This is a genomic window from Mesorhizobium sp. WSM1293, from assembly GCF_000513875.1.
GTDB lineage: Bacteria > Pseudomonadota > Alphaproteobacteria > Rhizobiales > Rhizobiaceae > Mesorhizobium > Mesorhizobium ciceri.
This window is the reverse complement of record NZ_KI911320.1, coordinates 92151-109645: the sequence shown is the minus strand read 5'-3', so window position 1 is coordinate 109645 and position 17495 is coordinate 92151. Positions and strand designations below refer to the sequence as shown.

At 61.7% G+C, this 17495-nt stretch carries 16 protein-coding genes; 6 read left to right on the top strand and 10 right to left on the bottom strand.

The genetic code is table 11. From position 1 onward, the window contains the following. Position 1: 1 nt before the first annotated feature. The gene (locus tag M729_RS1000000139810) at positions 2–130 is read right to left on the bottom strand and encodes a hypothetical protein (RefSeq protein WP_255337193.1); all 129 of its coding nucleotides are present in this window, start codon (positions 128–130) and stop codon (positions 2–4) included. Between M729_RS1000000139810 and M729_RS0133100 the strand changes: the two genes are divergently transcribed. Continuing rightward, positions 129–860, top strand: a complete 732-nt coding sequence (locus M729_RS0133100; protein ID WP_024503623.1) for a hypothetical protein — start codon at positions 129–131, stop codon at positions 858–860. The genes M729_RS1000000139810 and M729_RS0133100 overlap by 2 nt on opposite strands. Before the next feature lie 42 nt (positions 861–902). Here M729_RS0133100 and M729_RS0133095 read toward each other — a convergent pair whose 3' ends face one another. After that, complete coding sequence (locus M729_RS0133095) at positions 903–1589, bottom strand: HAD family hydrolase (protein WP_024503624.1); 687 nt, start codon at positions 1587–1589, stop codon at positions 903–905. Between the two features lie 163 nt (positions 1590–1752). Between M729_RS0133095 and M729_RS0133090 the strand changes: the two genes are divergently transcribed. After that, entirely contained in the window at positions 1753–2886 is a 1134-nt protein-coding gene (locus M729_RS0133090) for a site-specific DNA-methyltransferase (protein ID WP_013532758.1), read from the top strand. A gap of 66 nt (positions 2887–2952) precedes the next feature. Here the strand turns inward: M729_RS0133090 and M729_RS0133085 are convergent, their stop codons facing one another. Further along, entirely contained in the window at positions 2953–3564 is a 612-nt protein-coding gene (locus tag M729_RS0133085) for an HAD family phosphatase (protein ID WP_027164139.1), read from the bottom strand. Then, positions 3557–4762, bottom strand: coding sequence for an A/G-specific adenine glycosylase (gene mutY, locus M729_RS0133080; RefSeq protein WP_027164138.1), 1206 nt, complete (start codon positions 4760–4762; stop codon positions 3557–3559). Before mutY ends, M729_RS0133085 begins: the two co-directional genes overlap by 8 nt. A 53-nt stretch (positions 4763–4815) precedes the next feature. Between mutY and M729_RS0133075 the strand changes: the two genes are divergently transcribed. The 3 genes from M729_RS0133075 (at position 4816) to smc (ending at position 9790) form a co-directional block, all read left to right on the top strand. Continuing rightward, positions 4816–5316: a DUF721 domain-containing protein gene (locus M729_RS0133075; protein WP_013532755.1), complete on the top strand. Its 501-nt coding sequence runs from the start codon at positions 4816–4818 to the stop codon at positions 5314–5316. A gap of 163 nt (positions 5317–5479) precedes the next feature. Next, positions 5480–6223, top strand: a complete 744-nt coding sequence (locus M729_RS0133070) for a DsbA family protein (protein WP_013532754.1) — start codon at positions 5480–5482, stop codon at positions 6221–6223. A 105-nt stretch (positions 6224–6328) separates the two neighbouring features. Next, the gene (gene smc, locus M729_RS0133065) at positions 6329–9790 is read left to right on the top strand and encodes a chromosome segregation protein SMC (protein WP_027164137.1); all 3462 of its coding nucleotides are present in this window, start codon (positions 6329–6331) and stop codon (positions 9788–9790) included. Positions 9791–10052: 262 nt separating this feature from the next. Here smc and M729_RS1000000138185 read toward each other — a convergent pair whose 3' ends face one another. From M729_RS1000000138185 to M729_RS0133035, 5 genes are all read right to left on the bottom strand, one after another. After that, a complete protein-coding gene (locus tag M729_RS1000000138185) occupies positions 10053–10268 on the bottom strand; it encodes a hypothetical protein (protein WP_082827353.1) in 216 nt (71 codons plus the stop codon). Positions 10269–10448: 180 nt separating this feature from the next. Continuing rightward, complete coding sequence (locus M729_RS0133050; protein ID WP_024503628.1) at positions 10449–10817, bottom strand: hypothetical protein; 369 nt, start codon at positions 10815–10817, stop codon at positions 10449–10451. A 92-nt stretch (positions 10818–10909) separates the two neighbouring features. Next, the gene (locus M729_RS0133045) at positions 10910–11791 is read right to left on the bottom strand and encodes a hypothetical protein (protein ID WP_027164136.1); all 882 of its coding nucleotides are present in this window, start codon (positions 11789–11791) and stop codon (positions 10910–10912) included. Between the two features lie 76 nt (positions 11792–11867). Then, positions 11868–13070, bottom strand: a complete 1203-nt coding sequence (locus tag M729_RS0133040; protein WP_245267687.1) for an alpha-2,8-polysialyltransferase family protein — start codon at positions 13068–13070, stop codon at positions 11868–11870. A gap of 760 nt (positions 13071–13830) precedes the next feature. Continuing rightward, on the bottom strand, positions 13831–15468 hold the full coding sequence (locus tag M729_RS0133035) for an ABC transporter substrate-binding protein (RefSeq protein WP_027164134.1): 1638 nt from the start codon (positions 15466–15468) through the stop codon (positions 13831–13833). 128 nt (positions 15469–15596) lie between these two features. Here M729_RS0133035 and M729_RS0133030 point away from each other — a divergent pair, with 128 nt between their 5' ends. Then, positions 15597–16496: a LysR family transcriptional regulator gene (locus M729_RS0133030; RefSeq protein ID WP_013532748.1), complete on the top strand. Its 900-nt coding sequence runs from the start codon at positions 15597–15599 to the stop codon at positions 16494–16496. Positions 16497–16582: 86 nt separating this feature from the next. Here the strand turns inward: M729_RS0133030 and M729_RS0133025 are convergent, their stop codons facing one another. After that, on the bottom strand, positions 16583–17455 hold the full coding sequence (locus M729_RS0133025; RefSeq protein ID WP_245267686.1) for a phytanoyl-CoA dioxygenase family protein: 873 nt from the start codon (positions 17453–17455) through the stop codon (positions 16583–16585). Positions 17456–17495 lie beyond the last annotated feature (40 nt).

Genomic DNA, 17495 nt, shown 5'->3' with positions numbered 1-17495 from the left:
GTCACAATTCCGTTACTGCCTGGCTTTTTCCGTCCACCGCAAGGTGGTTAATTCTGCGCTGGCTCAGTCGCATTTTTGCCGCGCGGTTGATATACGTCACCAGCTTTGCGAGAGGGAAGTGCAGTTTCATGGCGTTTCGTACATTCAGTGGTCGCTTTTTGGCGGGTCTTGCGCTCACCGGCTTTATGCTTGCCGCCGCCGGCTGCCAATCGGGCGACAATGGCATCCTGAACCTCGGCATCGGCAAGAAGGAGGACCCGACGGCGCCACCGCCGCCGCAGGATCCCAAGATCCTGGCCAGCCAGTTGCAGGCCTATTGTCCCAGGGTGACGGTGCGGGACGGCACGGCCTTCTTCAACACCTATTCCAGGGAAGCTCAGAAGCCCAAGCCCAGGATCAAGAAGACCGGCGATGCCGCGCAGGATGCCGCGGCCCAGGCCGAGGCTGACGCCGCTGCTGCAACGCCGCCCGACGATTCGGCCAACATCATCTACCAGGCGTCGGTCAGCGACGTGACACGCGACTGCAGCCGTGCCAACGGCCAGTTGACGATGAAGATTGCGGTCGCCGGCAAGATTGTCCCCGGACCGAAGTTTTCTCCAGGCACGATCACCATGCCGATCCGAACGGCGGTGATGCACGGCACCGAGGTCCTCTATTCGCAGCTCCACCAGTATCAGGTCCAGGTCACCGATCCTTCGGTTGCCACGCAGTTCGTCTTCACCGATTCCAATGTCGTCGTGCCCGAGCCGACGGCCCAGGATTATCAGGCCTTTGCCGGCTATGACGAAACCGCGCATCAGGCAACGGCCGACAAGTCGAAGAAGACCCGCCGCAAGAGGGCTGCCGCGACGAACTAGGTCTCGGCAGTTGCATGAGGCGTGCGTCGCGGCGCACGCTTCTCAGGCATCCGACCACTCCGACAGCGCCGCGATCACGCTTTTCAGCTCCGCCCAGCGGCGGATGACCGTTTCGGCGCCGGCTTCGGTCAGCGCGTCGGCATGGCCGGGATAGCTGTGGGCGGCGCCGGTGAAGCCGATCACCCGCATGCCTGCCGCCCTGGCGCCGTGGACGCCGTGCACGGAATCCTCGATGACGAAAGTGTTCGCCGGGTTGGCGTTGAGCGTCTCCGCCGCGAACAGGAACACGTCGGGCGCCGGCTTGGTCTTCTTGCTTGGTATTTCCAGCGCCGAAAAGATACGGCCGGCGAAAAACGGCAGCAGATGCACCTTCTCCAGCATGAACTCGATCCGCTCCGAGCGAGAATTCGAGCAGACGCAGCGCGGCGCCGTTACCGCGGCGACCGCCTCGCGAACCCCATCTATGGCGCGGACGTCGCTGCGCAATTTGCGGTCGACCAGGTCCTCGGCACGGTCGATCAGCGAAGCCTGGAACGGAATGCTGGATTTCTCCTCGACCCGCATCATGATGTCCTTGAAGGTCAGTCCGGCATAGGTCTCGGAAATCTCTTCAGCCGATATTTCGTACCCGGCCAGGGTCAGCAGTTCCGCCTCGACGCGGGCGGCGATGATTTCGGAATCGACGAGCACGCCGTCGCAATCGAAGATGACAAGGTCTGGCTGGGGCATGGTGATCCGGACAATGGGAGGATGAAGGGGCCTCGGGAGGCTCAGGCGGCGCGGCATACACCAACAGGGCCACCTTCGCAAATTCAGCGGCCTTCACGGAATATTTACGCTGATCGGTAACCATAACGGAGAGTAAACAGTAACGCGTGCCTTGGGTGTCAGAATGTCTGCCGTGCGTCTTCTCGACGAGCTATCCCACGCTCCCCAGCAATCCGAATGGCTGGACACGATCCTCAAGGGCGACTGCGTCGCAGCACTCGACCGGTTGCCCGAAAAGTCGATCGACGTCATCTTCGCCGACCCACCCTACAATCTGCAACTCGACGGCGACCTGCACCGGCCCGATCAGTCAAAGGTCGACGCCGTCGACGACGACTGGGACCAGTTCGAAAGTTTCGAGGCCTATGACGCCTTCACCCGAGCCTGGCTGCTCGCCGCGCGCCGGGTCTTGAAGCCTAACGGCACCATCTGGGTCATCGGCTCCTATCACAACATCTTCCGGGTCGGCGCCAAGATGCAGGATCTCGGCTTCTGGATCCTCAACGACGTCGTCTGGCGCAAGACCAATCCGATGCCGAATTTCCGTGGCCGCCGCTTCCAGAACGCGCATGAGACGATGATCTGGGCCACGCGCGACCAGAAGGGCAAGGGCTATACCTTCAACTACGAAGCGATGAAGGCGTCCAACGACGACATCCAGATGCGCTCCGACTGGCTGTTTCCGATCTGCACCGGCGGCGAGCGGCTGAAGAACGACAATGGCGACAAGCTGCACCCGACGCAGAAGCCGGAAGCGCTGCTTGCCCGCATCATGATGGCCTCGACCAAACCGGGCGACATCGTGCTCGATCCGTTCTTCGGCTCCGGCACCACCGGCGCGGTGGCCAAGCGCCTCGGCCGCCATTTCGTCGGCATCGAGCGCGAGCAGGCCTACATCGACGCCGCCAACGAGCGCATCGACGCGGTGCGGCCGCTGGATGGTGCCGATCTCACCGTTCTCACGGGCAAGCGCGCCGAGCCGCGCGTTGCCTTCGTCAGCCTGATCGACACCGGCCTGATGATGCCGGGTGCGACGCTCTACGATGCCAAGAAGCGCTGGGCGGCCAAGGTGCGGGCCGACGGCACGGTGGCGATCGGCGACAGCGCCGGTTCGATCCACAAGGTCGGCGCCGAAGTGCAGGGGCTGGATGCCTGCAACGGCTGGACCTTCTGGCATTATGAGCGCAGCGGTGGCCTGACCCCGATCGACGAGCTTCGCCGCATCGCGCGGCTCGGCATGGAGCGGGCAGGGGCCTGAGCCCCTGCCAATTGCTTCGAATGCCGTTGATTCAAAGGCTCAACGGATCGCGCGAAGCGATTCAAATCAGGCCTTGATTCCGAGACGTTCAAGGTCTGCTTGAAGCGTCCTTGCGTCGGTGAACAGCACCGATTGCCAGCCTGCCGCCTTGGCGCCGTCGACATTCTTCTGGCTGTCATCGATGAACAGCGTCGCGGCCGGTTCGAGGCCGAATGCGGCGACGTGGTGATCGTAGATGGCTCGGTCGGGCTTGATCTGGCGGATGTCAGCCGACACCGTCACGCCGCGCGGACGATTGAGAAAATCGAAGCGTTCGCGTGCCTCGGCCAGCGTGTCGCTGGCAAAATTGGTCAGCATGGTCACGTCGTGGCCGCTCTCGATCAGACCGACCATGATGGCGACGCTGTCCTCATAGGCATGCGGCACCATCTCGTGCCAGTGGCGGCGGAAACCGCGGATGTTTTCCGCGTGATCGGGATGGTCCGCGATCAGCAGCGCCTCGGCCTCTGCCCAGGTCCGGCCGCGATCCTGCTCGATGTTCCAATCATGCGTGCAGACATTGTCGAAAAACCACTTTCTCTCTTCGGCATCCGGAATGAGGCGGCTGAACGGAATGTTGGGATCGTAGTGGATCAGCACGCGGCCGATGTCGAAAACGATGTGGCGTATTTCAGTCATGGGGCCTCTTTGCACTGTGTGGCGACGGCTTTTTCGTCGCGCCGGGTATCGCAGCCTCGATTGCCTTTTTCATGACAGTCGGCAGCGCCTCGCCGGAAATCTCGTGAGCGAGCGACCAGAAATGCCCGTATGGCGCATCACCTTTGATGTGAGCGTGAAAGACTTCGAGTTGGAGAGCGAAATGCGTGAAGACATGCGCAATGCGGCCCGCATGCCGCCAGTCGGCGGGAAACGGCGCGGCCGCTTGCGTGGTTGCCCCATCGATGCGCGCGGTCCAGCCTGTCGTCGGCACCTCGGTCATGCCGCCGAGCAAGCCCTTCTCGGCCCGTTTGCGCAGAAGGATGGCGCCGTCGGCCCGTACGGCGACAAAGGCCGCGCCGTGCCGCTGCGGCTTGTCGGCCTTGGGCAGGCGCACCGGGAAGTACTCGGGATCGCCTGAAACGACGGCGTCGCAGTCTTCGCGCAGCGGGCACAGCATGCAGCGTGGCCGGCGTGGCGTACAGATGGTGGCGCCGAGATCCATCATCGCCTGGGCGAAGTCGCCAGGCCTTATCCCGGGCACCATGCGCTCGACATGGGCGCGGATCTCGGGCTTGGCTTCGCTGAGCGGGGTTGTGATCGAAAACAGCCGGGAGATGACACGTTCGACATTGCCGTCGACAACCGCGGCGGGGCGATCGAAGGCAATCGCCGTGATGGCCGCCGACGTATAGGCGCCGATGCCGGGCAATTCTCTCAAACCGGTCTCCGTGTCGGGAAACCGGCCGCCACGCGCGGCCACAAGATCGGCACAGGCCTTGAGATTGCGGGCGCGGGAGTAGTAGCCGAGCCCCGCCCACGCCTTCATCACGTCCTCGGTCGGCGCCGCGGCCAGCGCCTCGACATCGGGCCATTTCTCGACGAATACCCGGAAATAGGCCTTCACTGCTTCGACGGTGGTCTGCTGCAGCATGACCTCGGAGAGCCAGATGCGGTAGGGATCAGGCCGCACGCCGCGTGCATGCTCACGGGGCGTGATGCGCCACGGCAATTCACGGTGATGCACATCATACCAGCCGAGCAGGCGGGATGCGATATCGTCGCTGACACCGGATGCAGCTGTGCTGCTATCTCCAGATGCAGCTATGCTGCTATCTCCGGATGTGGCTTTGCCACTATCCCAGGATGCGGTCTTGCGGGTCTGGTCTGCTGGTGCCATTGATCTTGTATTGGCCTGGCCGGTATCTGCTGGGTCGTCGCTGGAGGACGTACATGGCAGGGAGAACGCCCTACGGCAATCCCGTCCCGGTCAGCGATCTCGCGACCAGGATCCTCGATCCGGTGCTGCGCAAGCGGGCCGGCATTTCGATCGGCCTCGTCCAGTCATGGGACGAGATCGCCGGCCCGCGGCTGGCCAGCCATTCGCGCCCCGAAAAAATCCAGTGGCCGCGCCGTATGCATGAGGACGATCCGTTCGAGCCGGCCGTGCTGGTCATTGCCTGCGAAGGCATGGCGGCACTTCATCTGCAGCACGAGACGGGCGAGATCATCAACCGGGTCAACGCCTTCCTCGGTTTCACCGCCATCAACCGCATCCGGATCCTGCAGAAGCCGGTGACAGCCGACAAAGGAAAGCGCAGACCGGCCCTGAGACCGCTGACCGCGGCTGAGAAGACGAAATTGTCGGGGACTGTCGGCCTGGTCGATAATGAAGGACTGCGCGCCTCGCTGGAGAAACTTGGCGCGACCATTATTGGGGAGAGAAAATCATAGGCGTCTTGAAGAAAGTCATGGATTCGTCGTCTATATCTCGCATTCGTGATCGCCCTTGTCAGGTTTCGCGATTGGATTGGGGATCGAGATGCCTTAATTCGCGCCAACTCTCGCCTTTTCGTGTCTTTGCATTGCAAAATCCAACCCTTGTCAGGTGATTCGTATGAACCGTCCCCCGTTTGGCCAAAGCTTGTCTCGCAGAAACGTCCTGTCTTCGCTGGCCGCCATTCCGGCGGTGGCCCTGCTCGCGGCCTGCAGCGACTCTGGCGAGGAGGCGAAGGCTGCGAATGTAAAGCCCGCTGAGCCGGCCGCTCCCGCAAAGCCGGCCACGCCGGCCGCCGCCACCGCGCCGGAAGCCCAGGGCACCGTGGACATGACGGAACTGATGAAGCCGGGCGCGCTGCCCGACAAGCAGCTTGGCAAGGACGACGCCAAGGTCACCATCGTCGAATACGCCTCGATGACCTGCCCGCATTGCGCGCATTTCGCCGAGACCACCTTTCCGGACCTGAAGACCAAGTACATCGACACCGGCAAGGTTCGCTACATCCTGCGCGAATTCCCGTTCGACCCGAGCGCCGAAGCCGGTTTTATGCTGGCGCGCTGCGCCAAGGATAACTATTACCCCATGGTCGACGTCCTGTTCCGGCAGCAGGCGAACTGGGTTGGCGTCCAGAATACCAAGGATGCGCTGCTGCAAATCTCGAAGCTCGCCGGTTTTACACAGGAGTCCTTCGAGGCCTGCTTGACGGACCAGAAACTTCTGGACGATGTGAGATCGGTCCAGAAGCGCGGCGCCAATGAATTCAAGGTCGACTCGACACCGACCTTCTTCATCAACGGTAAGACCTACAAGGGGGCGATGTCGATTGAGGAAATGTCGGCCATCATCGACCCTCTGCTCTGACGTCCAGTCAGCCCTGAGGCGGCGGCGCTTCGGCGTGCGCGGCTTCTCGTCGTGCCGCGACTTCCTTTCGCAAAACCACCGAAATCCGCTTAGCGGGCGGCGCGAATGAAGTTTTCGCGCCTTCGCCTCCTCGGTTTCAAGTCCTTCGTCGAGCCCGGCGAGTTCGTCATCGAACGCGGCCTGACCGGCATTGTCGGACCGAATGGCTGCGGCAAGTCGAACCTTGTCGAGGCGTTGCGCTGGGTGATGGGCGAAAGCTCCTACAAGAATATGCGCGCGTCCGGCATGGACGACGTCATCTTTTCCGGCTCGGGCACTCGGCCCGCCCGCAACACCGCCGAAGTCACGCTTTTCCTCGACAACAGTGACCGCTCGGCGCCTGCTGCCTTCAACGATGCCGACGAACTGCAGGTGTCGCGCCGCATCGAGCGCGAGGCCGGCTCGCTTTACCGTATCAACGGCAAGGAGGCCCGCGCCAAGGACGTGCAGCTTCTGTTCGCCGACCAGTCGACCGGTGCGCGTTCGCCGTCGATGGTCGGCCAGGGCCGCATCGGCGAACTGATCCAGGCCAAGCCCCAGGCACGCCGCGCCCTGCTCGAAGAGGCGGCAGGCATTTCCGGCCTGCACACCCGCCGCCACGAGGCAGAACTGCGGCTGAAGGCGGCCGAACAGAACCTGGAACGGCTGGACGACGTCGTCGGCGAGCTGGAAAGCCAGATCGAAAGCCTGAAGCGCCAGGCGCGCCAGGCGTCCCGCTTCAAGAACCTGTCGGCCGATATCCGCAAGGCAGAAGCGACGCTGTTGCATCTGCGCTGGACACTGGCCAAGATCCAGGAAGGCGAGGCGCGTTCGGCGCTGGCGGTTGCCACGGCACTGGTCGGCGACCGCGCCGCGGCCCAGATGGCCGCCGCCAGGGAGCAAGGCATCGGCGCTCATAGGCTGCCGGACCTGCGCGACGCGGAAGCCGCCGCCGCCGCTGCCTTCCAGCGCCTCTCGATCGCCAAGTCGCAGATCGAAGAGGAAGCCGGCCGCATCCGCGCCCGTCAGAGCGAACTCGAGCGCCGGCTGCAGCAGCTCGACGGCGATATCGCGCGTGAGGAGCGCATGGTCCGCGACAACGCGGACATTCTCGAGCGCCTGCGCGCCGAAGAGGCGGCACTCAATTCGGAAAATGCTGGTGCCGCCGAGCGCGAGGCCACCACCCGCGCGGCTTTCGAACAAGCGGCATCTACGCTTTCACAAAGCGAAGCCAAACTCGCCGCGCTGACTGCCGAGCGGGCCGAGGCTGCCGCCTCGCGCAACCAGATCGAACGGACGCTGCGCGATACCGCCGAGCGCCGCGACCGCTTCGCGCGTCAGCTTGCCGATGTCGACCGGGAATTGTCGGAGATACTCTCCAAGGTCGCTGGCCTGCCCGATCCGGCCGAGAAGCGGGTGCTGGTCGAACAGGCCATGGCGCTGCTGGAGGAGGCCGAGGCTGCCGTGTCCGAGGCCGAGCAGTCGGTCATCGATGCCCGCGCTGCCGAAAGCGCTGCCCGGCCACCGCTTCAGGATGCCAGGGCCGAGCTGGCAAGGATCGAAACCGAAGCGCGCACGCTGGCAAAAATCCTCAATGCCGCCAGCGGCGATCTCTTCCCGGCCGTGCTGGAGCAGATCAGCGTCGATCGCGGTTTCGAAACGGCGCTGGGTGCAGCCCTTGGCGAAGACCTCGACGTGCCGCTCGACCGCAGCGCGCCGGTGCATTGGGGCGAAGGCGCGATCCAACCCGGCGACGCGGCTCTGCCGGAAGGCGTGAAGAGCCTGGCCAGCGTGGTCCACGCGCCGGCACAGCTCGCCCGCCGCCTGGCGCAGATCGGTATCGTCGATGCCGCCGGCGATGGCCGCCGGTTGCAGCCGCTGCTTGCTCCCGGCCAGCGGCTGGTCAGCCGTGAAGGCGCGCTGTGGCGCTGGGACGGCTTTACCGCCAGCGCCGATGCGCCGACCGCCGCGGCGCAACGGCTGGCGCAGAAGAACCGGCTGGCTGAGCTCGATGCCGAGGCGATACAGGCGACGCTCGTCCTGCGCCAGGCCGAGGAGGCGCTGGGAGAGGCCGAACAGGCGCTCCGCCTGGCAAGCGAGGCCGAGCGCAACACGCGCCAGGCCGGTCGTGACGCACAGCATCGGCTGGACGCCGCCCGCAATACACTGGCCGAGGCCGAGAGGGCCGGCGGCGAATTGCAGAGCCGGCGCGCAGCACTCGATGAAGCGCGCGCCCGCATCGTCGACAGCCATGAGGAGATTTCGGCCGCCTTCGCCGAGGCGGAAATGCTGCTGCAGGACGCGCCCGATCTTGGCGATCTGCAATTGCAGCTCGAACAATCCTCGGCCAATGTCGCCCGCGACCGCGCCGCGCTTGCCGATGCGCGTGCGGTGCATGAGGGGCTGCGGCGCGAAGCCGAGGCGCGCGCGCGCCGGCTCGATGCCATTGGCGCCGAGCGCAGCAATTGGCTGGAGCGGGCCGAAAACGCCTCGACGCAGATCGCCTCGCTTGGCGAACGCAAGGCCGAGGCCGAGGCCGAACGCGAGCGGCTGGCGGATGCGCCCGATGAAATCGACGCCAAGCGGCGCGCCCTGCTGTCGCAGCTCACCGAGGCCGAAACCTTGCGCAAGGCGGCGGCCGACCGTCTGCAGGAAGCGGAGAACCGGCAATCCGAACTGGACAAGGCCGCCACCGGCGCCATCCAGTTCCTGGCCGAGGCTCGCGAGACCCGCGTTCGCGCCGAAGAGCGGCTGACCGCGGCCGACGAACGCCGGCTGGAGGTCGAGGCGCGCATCCAGGAAACGCTGAACACACCGCCGCATCTGGTTATTCGCCATACCGGTCTGGAGGCTGACAGCCCGATGCCTGAGATGCCCGAGATCGAGCGTCAGCTGGACCGGCTGAAGATCGAGCGCGAACGGCTGGGCGCCGTCAATCTGCGCGCAGAGGAAGAGCAGAAGGAGCTTTCCGACCGGCTGGAGGCGATCGTGTCGGAGCGCGAGGACATCATCGAGGCGATCCGCAAGCTCAGGCAGGCAATCCAGAGCCTCAACCGCGAAGGCCGCGAGCGGCTGCTTGCCGCCTTCGATGTCGTCAACGGCCATTTCCAGCGGCTGTTCTCGCATCTGTTCGGCGGCGGCACGGCGGAATTGCAGCTGATCGAATCCGACGATCCGCTCGAGGCCGGCCTCGAAATCCTGGCCCGCCCGCCCGGCAAGAAGCCGCAGACCATGACGCTGCTGTCGGGCGGCGAGCAGGCGTTGACGGCGATGTCGCTGATCTTCGCGGTGTTCCTGACCAATCCGGCGCCGATCTGCGTGCTCGACGAAGTCGACGCCCCGCTCGACGACCACAATGTCGAGCGCTTCTGCAACCTGATGGACGAAATGGCCGCCACCACCGAGACGCGCTTCGTCATCATCACCCACAATCCCATCACCATGGCGCGCATGAACCGGCTGTTCGGCGTCACCATGGCCGAACAGGGCGTCAGCCAATTGGTGTCGGTCGACCTGCAGGCGGCCGAGGCCATGCGCGAGGCAAGCTGACCCAGGTCGCGCTGGCTGGAATGGGCCGCACCGGAGCAATTTCAGGAAAAGGGTGCAAGCGGTTCTCGCCCGGCAAAAAATGTCAGGGCCGCGGACTGTGCCTGTGCGAATGATGTTTGGCCGGGGACCAGACGAAATAGAGCGATCCCAGTTTCAGCACAGGCACCCTGCGATCCCGCTCGCGATCACGCAGTTCGCGGTAGGTCTTCACCTTCAGTGTGCCCCCCGGCAATCTGATTCGCAAAGCCATGATGCATAGAGCTTACGTGCTTTCTCCAGACGATGGAAGATTCATTTCAAGTTCCTCATCAGTATTCGAGCTCTTGGATGGTCGATCAGGAATTGTACTGGGCCACCAGATGACGAAATATTTGCCAAACTGCCAGACCGGGACTTCGCCCTTGTGCTCCCGCCGCCGCAACTCATGACGTTGCTTGACCTTCAACACACCGCCCGGAAGCCTGATCTTGATCGTCATCGTCCCTCAATACTGATGGCGAACTTCCTGGGTGCCGCGCCCAAAATATCTGTCCGGCCAAGTTAGAAAAATTGCTCACTCTCGGATCGGATCGTTGCAATCCGATTTCGCTGAGTCAATGGAGCCGAGGGCGAACTCCTGTGGCTATCGGCGCCGTGCAGATAAGGCTTGAGAGCGGGCTCAACCTCTGCGCCGCAAGATCCAGTTCACACAGATCACGGCCACGAGGCCACATGCGATGCCGGCGCAATCGGCAAACCAGTCGAACACATCCAGATCGCGCCGTATCAGCGCCGTGCCCTGCAGGACCTCGATCGCCGCTCCAATCATGGCCAGGAAGACGATTAGTCTTGTTTTTCGATCGGGCCAGCCGAGCCCTCCAAGGAAAGTCATGACGGCAAAGGCGCTGGCGTGGTTCAGCTTGTCGGAACGGAAACCGATATCGATCCCGTACTCTTCGAGTCGGGGTATAGGCAGCAGTGCAAGGGCAAGAACAGCGGCAAGCGTGGCGAAAAAGGCGATCCGTTCGACGGCTGGATAAAATCTCATTCTGTTCCAATCTTTGCCTGGCCGCCGGGAAAGTCGAATCCGGCTCGGTATTGGCAGTTCAGGCTGAAACTCGGATCGACGGCGTTGTTCTTCTAAAGCCGCAATTTTTGCTTGAGCTTTTTCAGCCAGGTCTGTTCCGCCTCATCCTGATTTTGATGCGCCGGGACGTAGCGCGGCCGTATCTTTTTTCCTTTGATGTAGAATGGCTTTTCGACCTCTCCAACCAGATTGACGAAAAGCCGGGATTTGTTGGTGGGTTGGCGGACTGTGACGCCGTGGACCGATTCAATCGAATTGATGAACAATACAAGGATGTTCTTGTCGTATTGAACTGTTTCGACGCATTCCAAATGGGTGTCGTCGACATAGGCATCATTGAAGAGTGTCGCTTTGGCTTTCAGCGTGGCGTATTTGGACTGGAAACGACTAATTGTCAGGTCCCCGCCAACGGCATCATAATCTTCCGGCCTCATATAAAACAGGCCAGAAAATAGCTTGTCGCCATTGTCGATGTGGCTTGTCCGCACCGATCCGGCATTGGTCACCGGCGTGTTCCCGCTGAGCATCGCATCCATCAGTATGTCGCGCGTTGCATAGGTGTCACTAAACCTGATGCCCGCTTTCATATTCTTGAGGCGTTCATAATTGGGGTAATAATCAGGGTAAAGCTTGTGAATATCGTCGTAGAACAGGTCAGCGACCTCGCCGAAAAATGCTTGCGATACATGGTAGGCGATAAAATCGCGCCATATTTGCGGCACGGCTTCGTTTGTCCGAACGCGGTGGGCCTCATAATCCCACCTGGTGTTGTTGCGGCGTGTATCGATTTCGAGCGTTTCCGGAGCGGGAAACGTGCCGTCCAATTCCTGGTAGAGATCGAGGGGAAGAGCGTCGCGCAGGATGATGTGTGGAAACGGCTCCGATCGAACGTCGGCCTTGGTGGCTCGTTGAAGGACTGAAAGCGGCTTTGACATCGATGGTGTCCCAGATCGAGTTTGTCCGAATTTGGATCAGCGAGGATCGTGTTCAAGCTATTCGGGTTACCGCCTTTCAACGCATCCCTTTCTGCGTCTCGTTCAAAGATTGGAGCGTTGAAAAGGGCTCCGCATGGGCTTTTACCATTTCGCTCATTAGAATATCCGCGCCAGTCATGAGGGGCACCAGGGTTTCCGCAAAAGTGTATGTTTTGATGCCGTAAAGCCACTTCAGGTAAAGAAGGGCAGCTGACGTGCCGGAGACGCAGCCAACGATGTTCATCCGGGATACGACAAGCTCTATCGGATATATGTGTGGCAGGTTAGCTTCCATGATCCTGGTGTTGGCGTCGGCCGTCACATTGCCAACTGCATCCAGCAATTCGGGGAAGAAGGGCTTGCTTATTCTGGGATGTTCCTTCCAGACGACGTCGTATCCCCTCTCGACGATCTGCTCCGCAATTCGTCTATAGATCGCCGCCTCTTGCGCGTACGACATTATGCGGTTTCGCGACAATGCCTGGCCGAGCAGCAGGATCCGTGGGTTGGCTGACGCACGGCAATGTTCATCGCCGCCGGAAAGCGCATCCCTGCAGGCTTCATCTATTACGTCGCGCATCAGCGAAGCGCCGACCTGAAATCTCGGTACGTTCTCCAGTGCATCGTGAATGGGGATTTCGTGAAGCAAAGAATAAAATTTTGTCACCCGTCTCAGATGGTGTCTTTCTATCCTGTCGGCCGCTTTCCTCAATCGGAACGCCGGTGAAATTGTAGAGAGTCCTGCAATCAAGGCCGCGGTGATGCGTCGTCGAAACCTTGTGCCCGGCGGCCGTGACATGGTTGCCATCTCGAATGGAAGGTATGACGTCAAGCCATCCTCATACAAAACGATCTTGGCTTCTGGGTATGAGTCCAGCAGTATTTTTTCCGACGGCCGGTTAACGAAGCAGGCCCAGATTTCAGCTACGGAACTCGCGTCGAGACCAATTGTGTCTCGGATCAGACGATGGATCCGGAAAATTTGCAGTTGCCCATATTTACGCTCGGACGTCAGAAGGTCGTACGCCCATATGGTCCGTCTCCAGGTCCATACTGTAGACGCAAGTTCAGCAAGACCGGTCTTGAAATGCTCGGAAACGCCGGCCGTTTCATAAAGCAGGAGATAGTCCTCATGCTCCTGATCCGCCGGGGAGCTTCCATCCATTGTTGATTGGCGAAGTGAGGCAACCAGGCTGAGCAATTGCCAGCTGCCAAAGACGCAGCATATTCGAGCTGGCAATTTAAGATCTCCAGATCGGATGGAAATAATGCCGCATGTTCCGCGATCTCAACCGCAAAATTGCTGCATATCCGACAGGCCGTGTGGCTCGGGGCGTCCCACCCGCTTCGTAATACTGCCTATCGCGTCAGCAGGAAATATCTTTCAGATGTCGGGTCTAACGTCCAAGACAGGCTAGAGTTCCGCACAATAGGCAGGCGAATTCACTTCAACTGAGCGGCAGAGACCTGTCGAGATCCGGCAATAGAACCCGGTGCGGCAGACCGCTCATGGGGTTGTCTTGCTGCTTCGGGTCCCTCTCGGCACCAAGAGCACGAATTCTCCCGGTTTTCGGGAAGGTCGTTGCCCGGGAAAGCGGGTTTCGCTTCCCCCAGTCAAAAGTAAGCTCCAGCCATGAACCGGAGCTAGATGATGACAGAGGCAGAAACCAGAATGTTTCACACACTTGATGTGCCAGCCGGTCCGGTGCGGCGGCCTGCAATTCCGGCCGACCTGACAAGGCAGGGCATGTGTGGGCGCATCTGCGCATCATGCCCGATACAAAGCCCGCACTGCTCCTCGAACGCCCTTGAGGCCGACGCTTCGGCGCAACGTCCCCGGTGAGCAGGCTAGAGCAATTCTAGGAAAAGTGTGAAGCGGTTTTCCGGCCAAAATTGCCTCAAAACAAAGAGTTAGAGCAACTCGCCATTTCCGTGAAACGGTGAACTGCTCTAAGGGCGGCGCCCGAAATGCGCCGCCCTGTCGGAGGGGTCGTCCGCGATCAGGCGGCGAGCCAGGCCCGTGTGAAATCCTGCTCATAGGCCTGATGCATCTGGTAGCCCATCAAAGCAGGTTTCATATGACAGAACAGCTTTCGCCAGTAAGGCTGAACGATGATGCCGGAATCCTGCAGCATGACCTGGAGTTCCTTCATTACCACACGGCGCTGCTCCGGATCGGCGATGGAATTGGCCTTGTGGACCTTGGCATCGAAGTCTGGATCGGCGAACCCCGTCTCGTTCCATGCCGAACCGGTCTGATAGGCAAGCGCATAGGTCTGGATGCCGAGCGGTCGGGCGTTCCAATTGGTCGTCGCGAAGGGATACTTCGTCCAGTCGTTCCAGAACGCCGATTCCGGGATGACGGTGCGTTTCACCTTGAAGCCGGCGTCGCGCATCTGCTGGGCGACGGCATCGGAGCTTTCCTTGCGGTAGTCGGCTTCGACCGAGATCAGATCGAACTCGAAATCGAGCTGGCCGGCTTCCTCGAGCAATGCCCTGGCCCGGGCCGGATCACGTTTGATCGGCGGCAGGTCGGCGTGTTCGGGATGCATCGGTCCGACATGATCGTTCTGCGCGACGATGCCCATGCCGTCGGCGCCCAGTTGCAGCACCGCTTCGTTGTCGACCGCAAGCTGTATGGCGTTGCGCACGCGCTTGTCGTCATAAGGTTTGGCGTTGACGTTGCAGCGCGAGACCAGGGTGGCGGCGGTGACGATCTCGCTTTTCTTCAGGCCCAGCCTGTCGAGCATGGCGACATCATAGGACTGCGTCTGGCCGTTCAGGTCGATCTCACCGGATTCGAAGGCGGAGACGGTGGCGGCCGAGTCGGTGCCGTAGTCGGTCCAGTCGATGCCGTCGAGGAACACCTCGCCGCCCCACCACGACCCGTCCGGCCGCTTGCGCACCGAGGCAGCAACGCCGACATCGAGTTTTTTAAGCTCGAACGGACCCGTGGAAACGGGGTTGGCCGACAGTGGCGCTGCCTTCGGATTGAACGTGCGGTGGACAATCAATGCCGGGTAGTCGGTCATCGCAGGGATAATGGTGATGTCGGGCTGCGACAGTTTCAGGACCACGGTGTGGTCGTCGCGAACCTCGATGGCACCAGTGCGCGCCACCTTGGTGTCGGGATCGATCAGGGCGGTCATGCGCCCCGCCATCGAGTTGCCAGCGGCATCCTTCTCACACCAGCGCGTGATGTTGAAGGCGACATCCGTGGCGGTGAAATCGTCGCCGTTCGACCACTTCACCCCTGGGCGCACCTTGAGCACATATTCCGTGGCGTCCGCATTGATCTCCCAGCTCTGCAGCAGCACCGGCTCGAAGGTGAAATCCGGCTTCCAGCGCACCAGCGGTTCGAGAAACTGCATGGCGATGTTGCCCATCTGCGAAATCTTGAACTTGCGCGGGTCTTCCAGCTCCATCACCTGCATGGCAACACGCAGCACGCCGCCCTTTCTGGGTTGGGCGGCTTCCTCGGACCGCGCCGGGACCGGTTGACCGATGAGCCCATAGGCAATCGCCGTGCTGGCGCCGAAGGCGCTGGCCAACGCCAGGAACTCGCGGCGGCCAAGCGCGCCGCTCGTCGCGCCTTTCGCAAATGTGCCGATCGCCGGATGAAGAGGTCTGGATGTCATATCGGTTCTCCCATTGTTGATTTTACGCCCAAATTCGGTGGAATGCCCTTGCCGCGTCGTTGCTGGGCGCTGTTTTCTACAAGACGCAGCCGATGGCGGCGGGGCCGCGACGGCGAGGGGAAGGCAAGATGAATCTTCTGACGGCGATGCGGGTGTTCGATCGGGTCTGCCTGCTGGGCAGCCTGTCGGCGGCGGCGCGCGATCTCAACATGTCGACGACGGCCGTCAGCCGCACCATCAAGGAACTGGAAGACGACCTCGGCGTCCGGCTCATCAATCGCACCACAAGGCGCCTCAGCCTCACAGAGGCGGGCCGCGACTATGCTCCGCGTGCCCGCATCCTGCTCGACGACATTTCCGAACTGCAGGATTCGACGCGCGGCCTGCACAAGGAGACGCGCGGCCTGATCCGGGTTTCCTGCTCCAATGTTCTGGGCCACACGCGCATAACCAAGCTGGTGCCGAAATTCCTCGAAGAGAACCCGCTCACCACGATCGAGTTCGACCTCACCGCGCGTTATGTCGTCGGCATTGTCGAAGAAGGCTACGATGTCGCCATCCGCTTCGGCGGTCAGGCCGATTCCGCCTTGATTGCCCGCCGGCTTGGGGAAGTTCGCAACTATGTCTGCGCCACGCCCGATTATTGGGACACAAACGGCCGCCCGGTCCACCCGGATGAGCTGGCAAGCCATTCCTGCGTGCTGAGCAATTTCGCCAAGCGGCTTGGCACATGGCCTTTCATCGGACCAGACGGCCCTTTCGATGCGGCTGTCGGCGGGCGCATCTCGACCAACAGCGTCGAGGCCGCCTACCAGATGACCACCGCCGGTTTCGGCATCGGCAATCTGCCCAGCCTGCTGGTCGATGCTGCGATCAGCGACGGCCGGCTGGAAGTGCAGCTGGATGAGTTTCGCCCCGGCTCCAGCCCGATCTACGCACTCTATCCGCACCGCACCTATATTGCGGCCAAGGTGCGCGCGTTCGTCGATTTCCTGATCCGCGAACTGTCGGCCGACTTCACCGCCTGAAATGCTGCCCGGTTGCCGGCCAACGCCGTCAGGGGCCTGGCGCGAACGCCAGGCCCCTGCTGCCCCCGTCGCCCGACGCGGCAGCGTCATTTCCACCAGGCGGTGGTGTCGTACATCGGTCCCGGCTCCTCGAAGAGCTTTTCGTATTTGCACAATGCCGGCGTCTTGCCGAGCGGTACCGAAACACCGTCCCTGAACGCCCATTCGCCACGTTGCGTCGTATCCGCCCGCACATAGCTGGACAGTGCAAAGGCGCGGTCGTGCTGTGACCTGTTGGGCGAGGAGCCGTGCACGGTGAGCAGCCCCCATAAAGCAAGATCGCCCGGCTCCAGCACCAGCGGAACGATGGTCGCCGGGTCGATGCCGACCTTGCGCAACTCTTCTTCGGCGGTCAGACCCTTCATCAGCTCGCCGGTTCCCTCGTCCGACAGGCCGAGATAGCCGAGCTTGTGGCTGCCGGGCACGACCTGAAGGCAGCCATTGTCCAGCGTCGCCCGATGGACCGCGAGGCCTGTTGTCACGGTGGCGTCGGCGACATTGTCGAAGGCGGCCTGGTTACGAAAGCGCAGATCCTGGTGGAAGCGATAACCCGTGACATTGGCGCCGGGCGGCTTCCAGTGCAGCTGTTGGGCGATCTGTTTTATGTCGCGGCCGATCAGACCCTCGAGCAGCTTCAGATAGTCGGGATTGCGGCGGAACTGCTCGAAATAGGAATTGATCCAGGAAAACCAGTAAGCCTGCAGCACATAGCGTTGGCCAAAGTCCGATTCAGGCAGGATCTGGAAATTCAGGTTGCCGTGCCGGAAAGTGGCGTGATGCTTGAGGCCTTCGGCATAGACCGCATCGGTTTCCTTCTTCAGCCGGATCATCTCGTCGCCGTCGACAAATTGTCGAACGACCGCATATCCTTCCTCGCGGTACTGCTCCACCGCTTCGCGTGCCTGCCTGTCCGTCAGCATATCCGTGACAACCCCCGTCTGTGATCTGTGTCGATCGTAA

Bases quoted from the DNA above. Each gene is read 5' to 3' on its own strand.
- M729_RS0133045 (WP_027164136.1), bottom strand. From the start codon at position 11,791: ATGTCAAAGCCGCTTTCAGTCCTTCAACGAGCCACCAAGGCCGACGTT.
- mutY (WP_027164138.1), bottom strand. From the start codon at position 4,762: ATGGCACCAGCAGACCAGACCCGCAAGACCGCATCCTGGGATAGTGGC.
- M729_RS0133035 (WP_027164134.1), bottom strand. From the start codon at position 15,468: ATGACATCCAGACCTCTTCATCCGGCGATCGGCACATTTGCGAAAGGC.
- smc (WP_027164137.1), top strand. From the start codon at position 6,329: ATGAAGTTTTCGCGCCTTCGCCTCCTCGGTTTCAAGTCCTTCGTCGAG.
- M729_RS1000000138185 (WP_082827353.1), bottom strand. From the start codon at position 10,268: ATGACGATCAAGATCAGGCTTCCGGGCGGTGTGTTGAAGGTCAAGCAA.
- M729_RS0133050 (WP_024503628.1), bottom strand. From the start codon at position 10,817: ATGAGATTTTATCCAGCCGTCGAACGGATCGCCTTTTTCGCCACGCTT.
- M729_RS0133100 (WP_024503623.1), top strand. From the start codon at position 129: ATGGCGTTTCGTACATTCAGTGGTCGCTTTTTGGCGGGTCTTGCGCTC.
- M729_RS1000000139810 (WP_255337193.1), bottom strand. From the start codon at position 130: ATGAAACTGCACTTCCCTCTCGCAAAGCTGGTGACGTATATCAACCGC.
- M729_RS0133075 (WP_013532755.1), top strand. From the start codon at position 4,816: ATGGCAGGGAGAACGCCCTACGGCAATCCCGTCCCGGTCAGCGATCTC.
- M729_RS0133095 (WP_024503624.1), bottom strand. From the start codon at position 1,589: ATGCCCCAGCCAGACCTTGTCATCTTCGATTGCGACGGCGTGCTCGTC.
- M729_RS0133070 (WP_013532754.1), top strand. From the start codon at position 5,480: ATGAACCGTCCCCCGTTTGGCCAAAGCTTGTCTCGCAGAAACGTCCTG.
- M729_RS0133030 (WP_013532748.1), top strand. From the start codon at position 15,597: ATGAATCTTCTGACGGCGATGCGGGTGTTCGATCGGGTCTGCCTGCTG.
- M729_RS0133090 (WP_013532758.1), top strand. From the start codon at position 1,753: ATGTCTGCCGTGCGTCTTCTCGACGAGCTATCCCACGCTCCCCAGCAA.
- M729_RS0133085 (WP_027164139.1), bottom strand. From the start codon at position 3,564: ATGACTGAAATACGCCACATCGTTTTCGACATCGGCCGCGTGCTGATC.
- M729_RS0133025 (WP_245267686.1), bottom strand. From the start codon at position 17,455: ATGCTGACGGACAGGCAGGCACGCGAAGCGGTGGAGCAGTACCGCGAG.